This is a genomic window from Hymenobacter psychrophilus (genome assembly GCF_900107135.1).
GTDB lineage: Bacteria > Bacteroidota > Bacteroidia > Cytophagales > Hymenobacteraceae > Hymenobacter > Hymenobacter psychrophilus.
Genome location: NZ_FNOV01000004.1, coordinates 317,080 through 332,672 on the forward strand (window position 1 = coordinate 317,080; position 15,593 = coordinate 332,672).

Here is a 15,593-nt window from a genome sequence, read left to right on the forward strand (position 1 = left end):
CGCACCCGCAATGCTGCCTCAAACTAACAAATAATCCTGGTTCGTATGTCGGTTAAGATAGAAGAAAGCTGGCGCCAAGTGCTGGCGCCCGAGTTCGAGAAGGCCTACTTCCAGCACTTGATTGCCTTCGTGAAGGGTGAGTATGCCACGGCCGAAGTATTTCCGCCCGGTCCGCAAATATTTCATGCCTTTGAGGCCTGCCCGTTTGATGCCCTGAAAGTGGTAATTCTGGGCCAGGATCCTTACCACGGCCGCGGCCAGGCCCACGGCCTCAGCTTCTCGGTAGCCGAGGGCGTGCGCACGCCCCCGTCGTTACAGAATGTTTTCAAGGAGTTGGCCGCCGATTTACCCGATACTACCCCGGCCCCCAACGGCAACCTCGATAGATGGGCCCAACAGGGGGTGTTGCTGCTTAACGCCACGCTCACGGTGCGGGCCAAAGAGCCCGCCAGCCACCAGAAAAAGGGCTGGGAGCAGTTCACCGACGCCGTTATCCAAACCATCTCCGACCAGAAGGAGCATGTCGTGTTCATCCTCTGGGGCGCCTCGGCCCAGAAAAAAGGCGAAGTCATTGACGCCCGTAAGCACCTCGTGCTGAAGGCTGCCCACCCTTCGCCCTACGCCGCCGACCGCGGCTTCTTCGGCAGCCGCCCCTTCAGCCAGACCAACGCCTACCTGGGGCAGCACAGCGAGGCGCCGATTTTTTGGTAAAAGCTTGGTGCTTCGTTGTTAGTGCTTGGAAAAGGCGTGTCATCCTGAGCTTGCGAAGGACCTTACTACCCTAGAACGAGTCGTTGTCACGATTATCGTTCGAGCGTTGTGAGGTCTTTCGCAAGCTCAGGATGACACGCCTTTTCCAAGCACTAACAACGAAGCACCAAGCGCTAAATTTAATGCACTAGGTTGAACAGGCGGTTCCAGCGAATTTTGCTCAGGAAGCTGCCGTTGGGGTCTACCGACATCCAGATGAGTACGGCCTTGCCCACAATGTGGTCTTTGGGTACGAAGCCCCAGAAGCGCGAATCGAGGGAGTTGTGGCGGTTGTCGCCCATCATAAAGTAGTAATCCTGCTTGAAGGTGTAGCTCGTGAGCGGCTGACCGTTCTGCAGAATCCGGCCCGTGCCATCGACGGTGATACCTTCGTTGTGCTCGTAGCGGGTGATGATTTTCAGGTACTGGGGCGTATTCTGGGGTGTGAGTTGCACGGTCTGGCCTTCCTTCGGAATCTGGAGTGGTCCGTAGTTATCCTTGTTCCAGCTGGGGAAGGGGGCGTTTTGCAGGGCCTGGCTGTAGGGGTAATCGGGGTTGTTGGGGAACACCTCCTGGCCCTCCCGCTGGCCCACGGGCGTTTGCAGGTTGATGATGCCCTTCACGTAGGGTTGCTTCTTGAAGTAATCGTAGGAAGCGCGGGTCATGCTGATAAGGTAACCCGGGCCGTACTCGGCGCTGTTTTCCTGGTAGGGTAGGCCCTCGGGCGTATTGTACTCCACAATGCCCTGCTCCTTGAAGGCCGTCATCAGGTCGTCGTTGGCCTGCGGCACCTGCAGGTAGTAGCTGCTCTGCATCTCGGGGAAGTTCTCGGCCGGCTTCCCGTTGATAAACACTTGGCTCTGGCGCACTTCGAGCACGTCGCCGGCCACGGCCACGCAGCGCTTGATGTAGTTGGTGCGCAGGTCGGCGGGGTGCTCGGCTTCGAAGGGCACATTGAACACCACCACATCGTTGTTTTTTACTTCCGAAAAGCCCGGCAGCCGGTAGCTCGGCAGCTGAATCAACTCGGAATAGCTCTTAATGTTGCTGCCCCAGATGGTCTGGTGCGTGAGCGGCACCTGCAGCGGCGTCTGGGGGGTGCGGGGGCCGTAGTGCAGCTTGCTTACAAACAGGTAGTCGCCCACCAGCAGGGTATGCTCCATGCTGGGCGTTGGGATGGTGTAGGCCTCAAAGGTGGCCCACCGGATAAGCGTGGCCGCAATAACGGCGAACAGAATAGCGTCGCCCCACTCGCGGATCGGGCCCTTGCGCTTCTTGGGCACGGGCGTGCCCACCGGGGCCGCGCCAGCCGGATTATTTTCGAGGTATTTCTCCCAGGATTGTACTGCCATGATGCAAATGAGCCAGAAAAAGCGGACTACCGGCCGGAACCGAGACGCTGCGGTTTAAACAATGGAAGATGCGAAATAATGCGCGAACTGTAGTTTGGTGATTGGCCGGTTTACCGAATTACCAAACCACCCAATCACAACTCCAGCAAATCTTTCATGCCGAACACGCCCTGGCGGCCGGGCAGCCACTCGGCGGCCAGCAGCGCCCCCTGCACAAAACCCTCGCGGGTGTGCGCCTCATGCTTGAGCTCGATGGTGTCGGCGGGGCAGGAGTAGGTAACGATGTGGGTGCCGATAACCGCGCCCTCGCGCTCCGACAGCACGGCCAGCTCGTGCGCCTCGCTGGTAGCCTCATTGCGCCAGGTGGTTTTGCCGGGAAAGTGGCGCAAAATACCTTCGGCCACCGTCAGGGCCGTGCCGCTGGGCTGGTCGACTTTCTGGGTGTGGTGAATTTCGCGTACCTGCACATCGTAGCCGCCGAACTGGTGCATTTTGGCCGCCATGTACTCGCTGAAGTGAAAGAACAGGTTCACGCCCACGCTGTAATTGGAGGCGTAGAACAGCGGCGTACGGGTTTGCTCACTCAGCGCCTGGGCTTCGCCGAAATGGTGCAGCCAGCCGGTAGAGCCACACACTACCGGCAGGCCCTGGCGCAGGCAGGCCGCCACGTTCTGGAAGGCGGCGTCGGGGTGGGTGAACTCAATGGCCACGTCAACCTGGGCGGGTGTGAAATCGGTGATGCTTACGTTGGGCCGGCTGGGGTCGATGATGCCGACTAGCTGGTGGCCCCGGGCCCGGGCCTGGGCTTCGATGGCCCGGCCCATTTTGCCGTAACCAATCAGGAGAATATTCATTGAGGAGCTAGAAGTTAGAAGCAAGGAATTAGAACGGGATGGAGCTAGCTTGGTCGCTAGAAGATGAGAAGTGAGAATGCAAGCAGAAAGGCAAGCACATTCTAACTCCTGGCTTCTATCTTCTAGCTCCTTATTTTAGGTGCAGCGTAAGGGCCAGACCGGCGCGCGGGGCCTGGCCCGGACTGGGTAGCATGGTCGGGTCAAGGCGAAGGCTTAGGTCGTCGCTGATGTCGAAGTTGCGCAAGTGGGCGTCTACCAGCGCATCGAGGATGGTGATGCCGTACACCACGGCCGTATAGCCAATAAACGTGTCGCGGCGGCTGCGGTAGAAATTGATGCCCCGCTGCACATTGGCCCGGCTGGTTTCCTGGCTCACGCGCTTTCCACTCAGCGTGCTGATGAGCTTATCAGGGTCGGCTATCAGCTCGTCTCGGCCATCCACGTACTCTCTATAAGCTGTCTGGTAGAAATACAGGCCGTAACCCACGCCGCCCAGCCCCCCGTACACGAGCGGCAGCTTCCAGTAGCGGCGGTTGTAGATCTGGCCCGCGCCGGGTAGCACCAGGGCCAGCAACGTGGCCTTCTGGGGCCGTGTCACCCGCATGCCCAGCAGCCGCTCGGTGCGCCGGGTCGAGTCGAAGGCGGCGGGCCGGCGGGCGACCTTGGCCGAGTCGGGCCCGACCGTAACCACCTGCGCCAGGGCCGCCGACGGCCGCAGCCCACTCAGTAGCAGGCTCAGCAAGCAAAACAGAGAAAAGCGAAAACGAAGCATACAGACGGAGTAGGGGGCGGGCCACGCAGCCGGGTAGAAAACCGGACCAACACGGCCGGCTCCCAGCCAACGTGCCACGCAGGAGCCTTCGTATAAAATGCCGGCTGCGGCTAGGATGGTTGCAGAATGTGCAGAATGCGCTGCATGTCCTCTACCGAGTCAAAGGCAATCTTGATTTCGCCCCGACCCTGAGCTCCGGGTTTCACCATCACCCGGCTGCCGAAACGCTCCGAAAGGTGCCGCTCAGTTCGCTTGATTTCGGCCACCGGTACCGCTGGCTCGGCGGGAGTCGTTGGCTTCTTGTCAGTTTCGCCGCTGGCCCCGCTGCGCACCAGCTGCTCCACCTTGCGCACCGATAGCTCCTCGGCCACAATGCGGCGAAACAGGGCCAGCTGCTGGTCCATGCTCTCGATGCTGATGAGGGCGCGGGCGTGGCCCATGCTGATAACTGTGTCGCGCAGGCCGATCTGAATATCGGGCGGGAGCTTGAGCAGGCGCAGGTAATTGGTCACGGTCGAGCGGTTTTTGCCCACCCGGTCGCCCAGCTCTTCCTGCTTGAGGTTGCACTCGCTCACCAGCCGCTGGTAGCTCAGGGCAATTTCGATGGCGTTAAGGTTTTCACGCTGGATGTTCTCAATCAGGGCCATTTCCAGCATCTGCTGGTCGTCGGCCTTGCGGATATAGGCCGGAATGGCGTCGAGGCCGGCCAGCTTGGAGGCCTGCAGGCGCCGCTCGCCCGAAATGAGCTGGTAGGAGTTCGTACCCGTCTGGCGAAGCGTAACGGGCTGGATAATGCCTTGCACGCGGATGCTCTCGGCCAGTTCCTGCAGGGCATCCTGGTCGAAGTGGGTCCGGGGCTGGTAGGGGTTGGCCTGGATCTGGCCTACCGGAATCAGGCCAACCGAGTTGACGGGGTGAGGCACGAGGCCGCCCAGCCGCTCGCTTTTCTTCTCGTAGCTGCCCTCAATCAGGGCGTTCAGGCCGCGGCCCAGGCCACCTACCCGGCGCTTGGGAGCCGCGGCGGCGGCGTTCTTCTCTTCGTTTTTTTCAGACATACCTGCAAGCCGCCCTCACCCAATAGCACGGAGCAAAAGCGGGAGTCAAAAATACACAAACAAGCGGGATGCCGGGATAAAAATGTTCCACGCCACCAGAAAAACCGTGAAACACGCGGCAATGAGCCACTTAGCCGGCAAAATTCGTCGGCTCCCTACAGTGGGGGTTGCGGCTCCGGAAGAGAAAAATGCCCAACCGGCCGACTGCAGCCCGCCAGGCTAGCGCTGCCCAAACGGCCGGCGCTTAAAGCTGACGTTGCTCAGCAAATCCTTCTCGTACACGGCCAAGCAGTTGGTGCGGAACTCCGCCGCAAACGGCTCGGAGCCGGGCTGCAACACCCGGGGCGCCTGGCGGGCAGCGCTGAAGAAATATACCTTGGTATTGCCGTACTTGGTGTAGGGCATGTACTCGCCGTACTGCTGCATTTCGGCCCAGCGGGCGGTATCGGCCACCGTTACAGCGTAGATGCGCTGCACCGGGCCGGTGTTGTTCTCGTTGCGGTACAGGGCTGTTTCCGTGAAGCCGCCGTCCAGGTCCTGGGGGCCGGGCTGGGTCAGGGCATCGAACACAAACCACAGCAGCAACGCCACTGCGGCCGCAACCAGCAGGTATTTAGGACGCAGCTGCATTTCTATCAGGCTTACTGGTTGTCTAATTCATAACGCGAGCGTAGGGGCGGGGCTTGTCCCCGCCCGCCGTTGAACAGTTATTGAACGGTTCGTTCCAGCGGCGGACGGGGACAAACCCCGCCCCTATAACTCGTGCGTTTCCTACGCCGCGGCGTCTTCCGGTTCCTCGCTGCCGGTGCCGTTCAGTACCTCAATGTTCTTTTCCACGATTTCGCGGGCCAGGTTGAGGTAGCTGATGCTGCCTTTGCTCTCGGCGTCGTGCAGGATAACCGGGATGCCGAAGCTGGGCGACTCGCTCAGCTTCACGTTGCGCGGGATGATGGTATCGAACACCAGTTGCTGGAAGTGCAACTTCACCTCCTCGACTACCTGGTTGCTCAGGCGCAGGCGCACATCGTACATCGTGAGCAGGATGCCCTCAATTTCCAGCTCCTCGTTCAGGCGGCTCTGGATGATTTTGACGGTGTTGAGCAGCTTGCCCAGGCCCTCCAAGGCGAAGTATTCGCACTGCACCGGAATAATAACCGAGTGGGCGGCCGTGAGGGCATTCACCGTAATCAGGCCCAGCGAGGGCGAGCAGTCGATGATGATGAAGTCGTAAAGCTCGGCCAGCGGGCGCAGGGCGTCCTTCATCTTCTCCTCCCGGTTGGGCAGGTTGATCATCTCCACCTCGGCACCCACCAAGTCGATGTGCGAAGGCATCAGGTCGAGGTGAGGCAGAATGTTGGTCTGCAGGATGATATCCTGGGCGTTGATGCCGTCGACCATACACTCGTAAATGCTGTTCTCGATGTCCTTCGGGTCGAAGCCCACGCCGGAAGTGGCGTTGGCCTGGGGGTCGGCGTCCACGAGCAGGGTCCGATACTCCAGCGCCGCCAGCGAGGCCGCGAGGTTGATCGAGGAAGTGGTTTTGCCCACGCCGCCCTTCTGGTTGGCTACCGCAATAATTTTGCCCATGGAATTGAAAAGCTGTTAGCTATCCGCTGTTAGCTTCGTTCAGGTTGAGAAGAAAAGCTGTTAGCTGATAAGTATCGGCTAACAGCTTATAATCAGAGGGAAATCGTTTCGCCCACTTTCAGCAACAGCAGCTCCTTGCCGGCCGCCCGGGCTTTGGTCCGGGCTTCGTCGTGGTTGATGGTGATGGGCGGGAAGGTGTCGAAGTGCATGCCGATAACTTTGGTGGCGCCCACCCAGGTGGCCGCCGTCAGCGCATCATCCACGCCCATTGTAAAATGGTCGCCGACGGGCAGAATGGCGAAGTCGAGCTGGTGCTGCTCGCCGATGAGCTTCATATCGTAGGTCAGGGCTGTATCGCCGGCAAAGTAGAAGGTTTTGCCCTCGGCCTTGATAACGAAACCAGCCGCCAGCCCGCCGTAGGAGCCGTCGGGCATGGAGTTGGAGTGGGCCGCGCCCACCAACTGTACGGTGCCGAAGGGCAGCTCCACCGTGCCGCCGATATTCATTTTCAGGTCGGCTTTCAGGCCTTGCTTTTCAAACCAGCCCAGCACCTCAAACATGCCCACGAGCTGGGCACCGGTGCGCTGGCCGATTTCAGCCACATCGGCCACATGGTCGCCGTGGCCGTGGCTGAGCAGGATGTAATCGGCCGGGATTTTATCCACCGCCACCTCTTTAGCCAGCGGGTTGGGCCGGATAAAGGGGTCGAAAAGAACGTGGTGGCTGCCGGTTTCCAGCAGAAAGCAAGAGTGGCCGAAGTACGTGAGCTGCATAGTGGAAATGGAAATATTGCGGCACTAAGGCCGCTAATCCCGGATGGGATACCTTTGCAAATATACACTGTTTCATGGTACCCCTGCTTCCATTTTCGCGCCGCGCTGCCGTTTCCGCCCTCTTTCTGCTGCCGGGCTTGCTAGTGGGGCTGAGTGCCTGCACCGAATCGGGAGCCCCCACCGATGCGCGCCGGGTGTTCCGCTACAACCAGCCCGAAAGCCTCACTTCGCTCGACCCGGCCTTCGCCCGCAACCAGGCCAACACCTGGGCTACCACCCAGCTGTATAACGGGTTGGTGGAGCTCGACGACAGCCTGCGGCCCGGCCCCAGCCTGGCCCGGCGCTACCGCATTTCACCCCAGGGCACTACGTACACCTTCTGGCTGCGGCCCGACGCCCGCTTTCACGATGCCGCTGTATTTGCGGGCGGTAAAGGCCGCCGCGTTACGGCGCAGGATTTCGTCTACAGCTTCCGGCGGCTGCTCGACGGAGCCACGGCCAGCCCCGGCGGCTGGATTTTCCGGGGCAAGGTGTTGGAGAAGGTCGGGGGCGAACCCTCGGATACCTGCTTTGTGGCCGTGAATGATTCCACGTTGCGCATTCACCTCAAGGAGCCGTTCATCCCGTTTCTGGGCATCCTGACGATGCCTTACGCCTACGTAGTGCCGCATGAGGCAGTAGATAAATGGGGCAAGGACTTCCGGGCCCATCCGGTGGGCACTGGTCCGTTCCAGTTCAAGGAGTGGGACGAGGGCAACGCCATCATTTACCACCGCAACCCCAATTATTGGAAGAAGGACGCGCAGGGAAAACGACTGCCCTATCTCGATGCGGTGCAGATTACCTTCATTCAGGACCGCAAAACCGAGTTCCTGACCTTCATGCAGAGCAAGCTCGACTTTCTGAGCGGCATCCGCAGTGGCTCGCGCGACCTGATCATGTACCCCGATGGCACGGTGCGCGAGGATTTCCGGGGCAAGTTCCGGATTCAGAAAGTGCCCTACCTCAACACCGAGTACATCGGTATGCAGCAGGACCTGACCAACCTGCGCGGCGACAACCTGGAAACCGGCCGCGCCCTGCAGGATAAGCGGGTGCGGCAGGCGCTCAACTACGCCCTCAACAAGCCCGAGCTGCTGGCCTACTTCCTCAATAACGTGGGTCAGCCGGGTATTTCGGGCTTCGTGCCGGCTTCGCTGCCCTCATTCAGCGCCGCCAAGGTGCCCGGCTACACCTACCAGCTGGCCCGGGCGCGGCAGCTGCTGGCAGCGGCCGGCTACGGCCCGGGCAAGCCACTGCGCCTGCGCCTGAACACGGTGGCCGAAACCAAGGAACTGTGCGAGTATTACCAGAAAAAGTGGGCCGAAGTGGGCGTGCTGGTCGATATTGACGTGAACCAGGGCGCGGCCCACGGCGAGCTGATCGACAATGGCCGCGCCGCCTTCTTTACCCGCAGCTGGCTGGGCGACTACCCCGACGCCGAAAACTACCTGGCCCTGTTCTACAGCCCCAACTTCGCGCCCGCCGGCCCCAACAAAACGCACTTCAAAAACGCCGCTTACGACCGTCTCTACCAGCAGGCCAAGCTCGAACAGGACGACACCAAACGCTACGCCCTCTACCAGCAAATGGACCGTATTGTGGTCGAAGAATGCCCCGTCATTTCGGTGTATTACGACGAGGTTGTGCGCCTGACCCAGAACAACGTGCGCGGCCTCACGCCCAACCCCATGAACCAGCTGGTGCTGGAGCGGGTGAGGAAAGAATAGAGCTAAAGAATAGAGCTTAGAAGTGAGAGCTTAGAAACGGCCTGTCATCCTGAGCGAAGCGAAGGACCTTTTTTGCGTGAAAACAGCTGTGCCAACTGCTCGTTCTTGCATGATAAGGTCCTTCGCTTCGCTCAGGATGACAGGCCGTTTCTAGGCTCTAGTCTCTAATTTCTAAGCTCTAAATCAAGGATTCGTGCTCCACATGCTGGCTTCTTTGATGAAGATGCGGCGGTTGAGGCGGAGCTGGCTGATGACGATTTCGGCCAGGTCTTCGGGCTGCATCACTTTCTCGGGGTCACCGTCGGTGAGGTTGTTGCTGGTAGCCAGCTCGGTGGCCACGGTGCTGGGCGTAAGGGCCGACACGCGGATGTTCTGCTTGCGCACTTCCTGCATCAGCGACTCGGTGAAGCCCAGTAGCGCGAACTTAGAGGCGCTGTAGGCGCTGCCGCCCGCCGAGGCCCGTAGGCCGGCCGTAGAAGCCACGTTGATAATGTCGCCGGTCTGGCGCTCCACCATCTGGGGCAGCACGGCGCGGGTGGTGTAATAGGCGCCCATCAGGTTCACCTGAATGATTTTCTCCCACTCGGCCGGGTCCATGTCCAGAATTTTGGCAAAGGTGCCAATGCCGGCGTTGTTAATGAGAATGTTGATGGTGCCCAGCTCGGCGAGGGCCGTGCTCACGGCCTTTTCTACGGCGGCGCGGTCGGCCACGTCGGCAGTTACCACTACGGCGGCGGGGCCGCCGGCGGCTTCAATTTCCTGGGCCACGGTTTGCAGATCGGTTGCGGTGCGGGCCAGCAGGGCCACGCGCACGCCCTGCGCGGCCAGGGCCAGGGCAATAGCGCGGCCAATACCTTTGCCTGCGCCCGTTACGAGGGCCGTTTTGCCGGTTAAGTCTTCCATAAAGTCAGTGGTTGGGTTGAATGAAGAATAGATAACCCGGCGGCCCGGTAAAAGTTGAGCGCCCGGCCCCTGCTGGCTACTAGTCGGGCTTGAAAAACGTGCTTACCTTTCCGCTGCCGGTTGCCTGTCGCACCTGGGGCATCTGAACGTTTCGGTGCAACGATAGTGGTACCACACCGTCCAACGGCCCGTCCACAAAATCCGCGAAATCCGCTAAAATCCGCGCTAATCCGTGATCTGATGAAATATATTGCTCTCACTACCCTGCTGGCTGCCGCGCTGCTCACCGGCTGCAATCAGCAGCAGAAAGCGGCCGACGAAACCGCCGCCTACACCGCGCCCGACCTGAAAAATGTAAAGGACATTGAACAGCTGTTTGCGCACTACTGGGAAGAAAATTCCCGGCTGTTTCCGCTCGAAGCCACCACCCAGGGCGACAACCGCTTCAACAGCCAGCTGCCCAACGACGGTACCCGGGCGTTTCGCGGGCAGCTGCGGGCCTTTTATCAGAAGTACCTCGACGGCCTGCACCAGTTCAAGCGCGAAAGCCTGCCGGTAAACGACAAAACCAGCTACGACATGCTGGAGTACGACCTGCAAAACAAACTCGAAGGGCTGAAGCTGAACACCTGGATGATGCCGTTTCAGCAGTTCTGGGGCCTGCCCATCAGCCTGGGCCAGTACGGCTCGGGGGAGGGAGTGCAGCCCTTTAAAACGGTGCAGGACTACGACAACTGGCTGGGCCGGGTGCACGGCTTCACGGCCTGGACCGATACGGCCATTGCCAATTTCCGGCAGGGCATGGCGGCCGGCGTGGTGCTGCCGCGGGCACTGGTTGTGAAAATGATTCCGCAGATGCGGGCCATGCAAACCAAAGACGCCACCCAAAGCCTGTTCTACGGCCCCATCAGAAAACTGCCCGCCAACCTGCCAGCCGCCGACAAGCAGCGCCTCACGGCCGCCTACCAGACGGCCATCCTCACCGAGCTGGTGCCGGCCTATAAAAAGCTGGGCGACTTTCTGGAAACCGAGTACCTGCCCAAAGCCCGCGCCAGCACCGGCATTGCGGCCATTCCGGGCGGCCCGGAGCTGTACCGCTACTACGTGAAAACGTGGACCACTACCGACAAAACGCCGGAGGAAATCTACCAGACCGGCCTGAGCGAGGTGGCCCGCATCCGGGGCGAAATGGAGCTGGTGAAGAAGCAAGTGGGCTTTAAGGGAAGTTTGAAGGCGTTCTTCGAGAGCCTCAAAACAAACCCCGAACTGATGCCCTACAAAACGCCCACGGAAGTGCTCGACGCTTTCCGGGCCATTCAGGCCCGCATGGAGCCCAACCTGAAAACCATGTTCGGCCGGGTGCCCAAAACGCCGTTTGAAATCCGGCAGACCGAGGACTTCCGGGCCTCCTCGGCCTCGGCCGAGTACAACCAGGGCTCCCCCGACGGCTCGCGCCCCGGCGTGTTCTACATCCCGATTCTCGACGCCACCACCTTCAACGTCACCTCGGGCATGGAGTCGCTGTTTCTGCACGAGGCCATTCCGGGACACCACTACCAGATTTCGCTGCAGCAGGAAAACACCAACCTGCCCAAGTTCCGGCGCTTTGCCTGGTACGGGGCCATGGGCGAGGGCTGGGCGCTGTACTCCGAAAGCCTGGGCCGGGAACTAGGCCTCTACAAAGACCCCTACCAGTACATGGGCGCGCTGGGCGACGAAATGCACCGCGCCGTGCGCCTGGTAGTGGACGTGGGCATGCACACCAAGGGCATGAGCCGCGAGCAGGCCATCCGGTACATGATGGCCAATGAGGCCATCGGCGAGGAGGGGGCCACGGCCGAGATTGAGCGCTACATGGCCATTCCGGGCCAGGCGCTGAGCTACAAAATCGGGGCCCTCAAAATCCGCGAGCTGCGCCAGAAGTACGAGCAGCAGCTGGGCGGCAACGCCCACCGCCTGCGCGAGGAGTACGCCGGCCAGAACCGCGCCCATTTCAGCCTCAGCGACTTCCACGACGCGCTGTTGCGCGACGGCGTGATGCCACTGGCCGTGCTGGAACGCAAAATGGATACCTGGGCAGCGAACGAAAAGTGATTTCTGGGAAGCTAGAAATCAGAAGCTGGCACGGCTATAGTATTTCTGATGCAGCGGTGGTTAGGACTATAGAATATCGTAATGAGCGTTTTCGCGTAAGAACGGTTTGCGCGGGTTCAGCACTGCCTGCATCCGCTGCTAACGCCTGTTTTCTGACTTCTAGCTTCTCAACATTATGACCAAGTATCATTGGCAAACCGTGGGTCTGGGCGCCTTGGCAGGCTTCCGGAGCATGACGGCCCCGGCGCTGCTAAGCAGCAACCTGCTCACCTATCATCCTAAAGCCCTGGCTGGCTCGCCGTTGCGCTTTCTGCAAAAGCCCTGGGTGGCTCAGGGCTTTAAGCTGCTGGCCGCCGGCGAGATGGTGGGCGACAAGCTCCCCCAAACCCCCAACCGGATTGCACCCGCCGGCCTGCTGGGTCGGGCCGCCTCGGGGGCGCTGGTAGGAGCTACCATCTTCCGCATCAACCACGACAAAAGCCTGAACGGAGCTGTGCTGGGCGTGCTGGCCGCCGTGGCTGGCTCCTATCTAAGCTTCTTTCTGCGCAAGCAAAGTACGCTGGAGTCGGGCCTGCCGGGCGGCGTGGTGGGCGGTTTCGAAGACCTGCTGACGCTGGGCTCGGGCCTGGCCCTGACCAAAGGCACCGATGTGGGCAAGCCCCAGCCCCGCGCCTGGGATTTGTAGGGGCAGATCTGGTTTTGTTCCTATGCTCAAGTGAGCCTATCAAACAGAATGCCCCACCAGCTAGTCCGGTGGGGCATTCTGTTTGATAGGAGCAGGGGGAAGGAGGGAGAACCGGTAGGGTGATGAAGCCGGAAAAATCCGGTAGTTGGTACGGCCGTAGTTAGTTTTCGCGGGTTGTGGCCTTTGCAGTGGGGTTGGTTTCGGGCATAGAGCTGGTGGGGGAGGTACCCGGCCGCGCATCCATAGCCGCATTGACCGACGTTTTCTGGTCGGCAGCCGAGCCTTTGCCGATGGGTGTGTAGGCACTCTGGCTCCTGCTCACGCTATCGAGGTCGGTATCAGCCGCTGTGGCTCTGGGGCCATTGGTAAAATCCTGGCTGAACTGGGGCTCAACGCCGGGGCCGTTCTCGTAGTCGCAGGCGGTGGTGAGGCCCAGGCCCAAGGTGGCCAGCAGGGCGAAAGTAAATACACGATTCATGAGAAGGGAAATCAAGAGGAAAAGTCGGAAGCGGCTTTACCGGGCAAACGTGCCGGATGGGGCCGGGGTTGCGTTGGATCGTACCTTCGCCGCATGGCTATTCCGACGCTGATGAACTGGAGTGGGGGCAAAGATTCGGCCCTGGCGCTTTACCACGCCCTGCGCAACCCCGCGCTGCACGTTACCGACCTGCTCACGAGCGTAAATGCGCACCACGGCCGCATATCGATGCACGGCGTGCGCACGGCACTGCTCGAAGCCCAGACCCAACGCATTGGCCTGCCCCTGACGCAACTGCAATTGCCCGAAAACCCCGATATGGCTGAATACGAGCGGCTGATGCGCGCCACGCTGGCGCCGCTGCGGGCCCGGGGCGTGGCGCGGTCGGTGTTCGGCGACATTCATCTGGAAGATTTACGCCGCTACCGCGAGCAGCAGCTGGCCACGATGGGCTTGGAGGCCGTTTTTCCACTCTGGCAGCGCCCCAACGCTGAGCTGCTGGCCGAGTACCTGGCGCTGGGTTTTCAGGCCGTAGTGGTGTGCGTAAACGAGCAACACCTCGACCGCAGCTTCTGCGGCCGCGAGCTGGATGCCGAGTTTCTGCGCGACCTGCCGCCCGGTATAGACTCGTGCGGCGAAAACGGCGAATACCACAGCTTCGTGTACGAGGCGCCCTATTTCAGCAGCCCCATTGTGGTGCAGCGTGGCGAGCTGGTGCGCCGCGCCTATCCTGCCCCGGCCGGCAGCGGGGCCACCGAAGCCGCCTTCTGGTTCCAGGACATATATTGATTTGAGCTGTTAGCTAACAGCCATTAGCTGATAGCTCTCGTTCATTCAGCTAACAGCTAACAGCTAACAGCTAACAGCTAACAGCTAACATTATGGTTATTCTCTTTGATGGCGTTTGCAACCTGTGCAACGGGTTTGTGCAGTTTATCATCCGGCACGATGCGGCCGGGCAGTTTCGGTTTGCCGCCCTGCAGTCGGCGGCGGGGCAGGAACTGCTGCGGGCCCACCAACTGCCCGCCCCTTCCGAGCCCGACTCGGTGGTGCTGCTGGCCGACGGGCAGGCGTACACGCACTCGGCGGCGGCGCTGGGTATTGTAGCCCGGCTGGGCGGGCGCTGGGCAGCGCTGGCCCGGGTCGGCCGCTGGTTTCCGCGCCCCCTGCGCGACGCCGTGTACCGCCTTATTGCCCGCTACCGCTACCGCTGGTTCGGCCGCCAGGAGGCCTGCTGGCTCCCCACTCCGGAGCTACAAAGTCGGTTTCTATAGGTAAAGAACTGGTGAAAGAAGGATAAGAAAACCGTCATGCTGAGCGGAGTGCAACGAAGTCGAAGCATCTCTACCGCTTCATTGCTGTCAACAGGATTCGTATTGCAGTAGAGATGCCTCGACTCCGCTCAGCATGACATTCGTATTTCCCTAACCCCTAACCCCTAACCCCTAACCCCTAACCAAATGCACGCTCTCATTCTTTCTGGTATTGATCAGCCCCTGACGCTACAAAATGTGCCCACGCCCGAACCCGCGGCCGGGCAGGTGCTGGTGCAGCTGCACGCCGCCGCCCTCAACCACCGCGACGTCTGGATTCAGAAGGGTCAGTACGCCGGCCTTAAATTTCCCATCATCCTGGGCTCCGATGGCGCCGGTACGGTTACGGCCCTCGGCGAGGGCGCGCCGGCAAGCCTGCTGCACCAGGCCGTGCTTATCAACGCGGGCCAGGGTTGGGGCGCCGACCCTCGCGCTCAGGGCCGCGACTTTCAGATTCTGGGGCTGCCCGCCGATGGCACCTTTGCCGAGTACGTGTGCGTACCGGCCGCGGCCGTGCGGGCCAAGCCGGCGCACCTGAGCTTCGAACAGGCAGCCGCGCTGCCGTTGGGTGGCCTGACGGCTTACCGCGCCGCCTTCACGCGGGGGCAGGTGCAGACCGGCGAGCGGGTGCTCATCAGTGGTGTGGGCGGGGGCGTGGCGCTGCTGGCCCTGCAAATGGTGGTGGCCGCGGGCGCCGAAGTATGGGTAACGTCGGGTTCGGAGGAGAAGATTGCCCGGGCCATGGAGCTGGGAGCAAAAGGCGGCATCAGCTACAAAACCGAAAAGTGGCCCGCCACCCTCACGAAGCAGGCTGGTGGCGGCTTCGACCTCATCATCGACAGCGCCGCTGGTCCTGGCTTCAACGACCTGATTGACGCCGCCGCGCCCGGGGGCCGCATCGTATTCTACGGTGCAACACAAGGCGACGTGCCCGATATGGCCGCCCGCAAGGTGTTCTGGAAGCAGCTTTCGCTGCTGGGTACCACGATGGGCACCGAGCAGGACTTCGCCAATATGGTGGACCTGTTGGAGCAGCATAAGCTGGTGCCAGTAGTCGACGAAACCTTCCCGCTGGCCGAGGGCGAACAGGCCCTGCGGCGGATGGATGAAGGCGTGCAGTTCGGTAAGATCGTGCTAAAAATAAAGGCCGATAAATAGCTGCTTAGAGTATCTTTAAGGTAGAAATTTTCGTCTTTAAACGGAATTAA

The 15,593-nt window shown here is 60.8% G+C and carries 16 protein-coding genes; 7 read left to right on the plus strand and 9 right to left on the minus strand.

Features of this window, described 5'->3' with window-relative positions; translation table 11 throughout:
- Positions 1-45 precede the first annotated feature (45 nt).
- The gene (locus BLW21_RS08170; protein WP_092738961.1) at positions 46-711 is read left to right on the plus strand and encodes a uracil-DNA glycosylase; all 666 of its coding nucleotides are present in this window, start codon (positions 46-48) and stop codon (positions 709-711) included.
- 179 nt (positions 712-890) lie between these two features.
- Here the strand turns inward: BLW21_RS08170 and lepB are convergent, their stop codons facing one another.
- From lepB to BLW21_RS08205, 7 genes are all read right to left on the minus strand, one after another.
- Positions 891-2,102 carry a signal peptidase I gene (gene lepB, locus BLW21_RS08175; protein WP_092738962.1) on the minus strand — a complete coding sequence of 404 codons (1,212 nt, stop codon included), beginning with the start codon at positions 2,100-2,102 and terminating at the stop codon, positions 891-893.
- Between the two features lie 134 nt (positions 2,103-2,236).
- A complete protein-coding gene (gene dapB / locus BLW21_RS08180; RefSeq protein WP_092738963.1) occupies positions 2,237-2,956 on the minus strand; it encodes a 4-hydroxy-tetrahydrodipicolinate reductase in 720 nt (239 codons plus the stop codon).
- Positions 2,957-3,086: 130 nt separating this feature from the next.
- The gene (locus BLW21_RS08185) at positions 3,087-3,728 is read right to left on the minus strand and encodes a DUF5683 domain-containing protein (RefSeq protein ID WP_175470903.1); all 642 of its coding nucleotides are present in this window, start codon (positions 3,726-3,728) and stop codon (positions 3,087-3,089) included.
- Positions 3,729-3,838: 110 nt separating this feature from the next.
- Positions 3,839-4,783 (minus strand): ParB/RepB/Spo0J family partition protein, encoded by a 945-nt coding sequence (locus tag BLW21_RS08190; protein WP_175470904.1) that lies wholly within the window; start codon positions 4,781-4,783, stop codon positions 3,839-3,841.
- A 219-nt stretch (positions 4,784-5,002) separates the two neighbouring features.
- The gene (locus BLW21_RS08195; RefSeq protein WP_092738965.1) at positions 5,003-5,413 is read right to left on the minus strand and encodes a hypothetical protein; all 411 of its coding nucleotides are present in this window, start codon (positions 5,411-5,413) and stop codon (positions 5,003-5,005) included.
- A 141-nt stretch (positions 5,414-5,554) separates the two neighbouring features.
- Positions 5,555-6,370: a ParA family protein gene (locus BLW21_RS08200; protein WP_092738966.1), complete on the minus strand. Its 816-nt coding sequence runs from the start codon at positions 6,368-6,370 to the stop codon at positions 5,555-5,557.
- Between the two features lie 92 nt (positions 6,371-6,462).
- The gene (locus BLW21_RS08205; RefSeq protein WP_092738967.1) at positions 6,463-7,143 is read right to left on the minus strand and encodes a metal-dependent hydrolase; all 681 of its coding nucleotides are present in this window, start codon (positions 7,141-7,143) and stop codon (positions 6,463-6,465) included.
- 74 nt (positions 7,144-7,217) lie between these two features.
- On the opposite strand from BLW21_RS08205, the gene BLW21_RS08210 reads away from it, so the two are divergent.
- Positions 7,218-8,912 (plus strand): ABC transporter substrate-binding protein, encoded by a 1,695-nt coding sequence (locus tag BLW21_RS08210; RefSeq protein WP_092738968.1) that lies wholly within the window; start codon positions 7,218-7,220, stop codon positions 8,910-8,912.
- A 183-nt stretch (positions 8,913-9,095) separates the two neighbouring features.
- Here BLW21_RS08210 and BLW21_RS08215 read toward each other — a convergent pair whose 3' ends face one another.
- Positions 9,096-9,815, minus strand: a complete 720-nt coding sequence (locus BLW21_RS08215) for a 3-ketoacyl-ACP reductase (RefSeq protein ID WP_092738969.1) — start codon at positions 9,813-9,815, stop codon at positions 9,096-9,098.
- A gap of 240 nt (positions 9,816-10,055) precedes the next feature.
- Here BLW21_RS08215 and BLW21_RS08220 point away from each other — a divergent pair, with 240 nt between their 5' ends.
- A complete protein-coding gene (locus tag BLW21_RS08220; RefSeq protein WP_092738970.1) occupies positions 10,056-11,909 on the plus strand; it encodes a DUF885 domain-containing protein in 1,854 nt (617 codons plus the stop codon).
- Between the two features lie 175 nt (positions 11,910-12,084).
- Complete coding sequence (locus BLW21_RS08225) at positions 12,085-12,594, plus strand: DUF4126 family protein (RefSeq protein ID WP_092738971.1); 510 nt, start codon at positions 12,085-12,087, stop codon at positions 12,592-12,594.
- 160 nt (positions 12,595-12,754) lie between these two features.
- Here BLW21_RS08225 and BLW21_RS08230 read toward each other — a convergent pair whose 3' ends face one another.
- Positions 12,755-13,072: a hypothetical protein gene (locus tag BLW21_RS08230; RefSeq protein WP_092738972.1), complete on the minus strand. Its 318-nt coding sequence runs from the start codon at positions 13,070-13,072 to the stop codon at positions 12,755-12,757.
- Positions 13,073-13,165: 93 nt separating this feature from the next.
- On the opposite strand from BLW21_RS08230, the gene BLW21_RS08235 reads away from it, so the two are divergent.
- From BLW21_RS08235 to BLW21_RS08245, 3 genes are all read left to right on the plus strand, one after another.
- A complete protein-coding gene (locus BLW21_RS08235; protein WP_245711841.1) occupies positions 13,166-13,861 on the plus strand; it encodes an adenine nucleotide alpha hydrolase in 696 nt (231 codons plus the stop codon).
- 92 nt (positions 13,862-13,953) lie between these two features.
- The gene (locus tag BLW21_RS08240) at positions 13,954-14,346 is read left to right on the plus strand and encodes a thiol-disulfide oxidoreductase DCC family protein (RefSeq protein WP_092738974.1); all 393 of its coding nucleotides are present in this window, start codon (positions 13,954-13,956) and stop codon (positions 14,344-14,346) included.
- A gap of 186 nt (positions 14,347-14,532) precedes the next feature.
- Positions 14,533-15,543 carry a zinc-binding dehydrogenase gene (locus BLW21_RS08245; RefSeq protein ID WP_092738975.1) on the plus strand — a complete coding sequence of 337 codons (1,011 nt, stop codon included), beginning with the start codon at positions 14,533-14,535 and terminating at the stop codon, positions 15,541-15,543.
- The last annotated feature ends 50 nt before the right edge of the window (positions 15,544-15,593 follow it).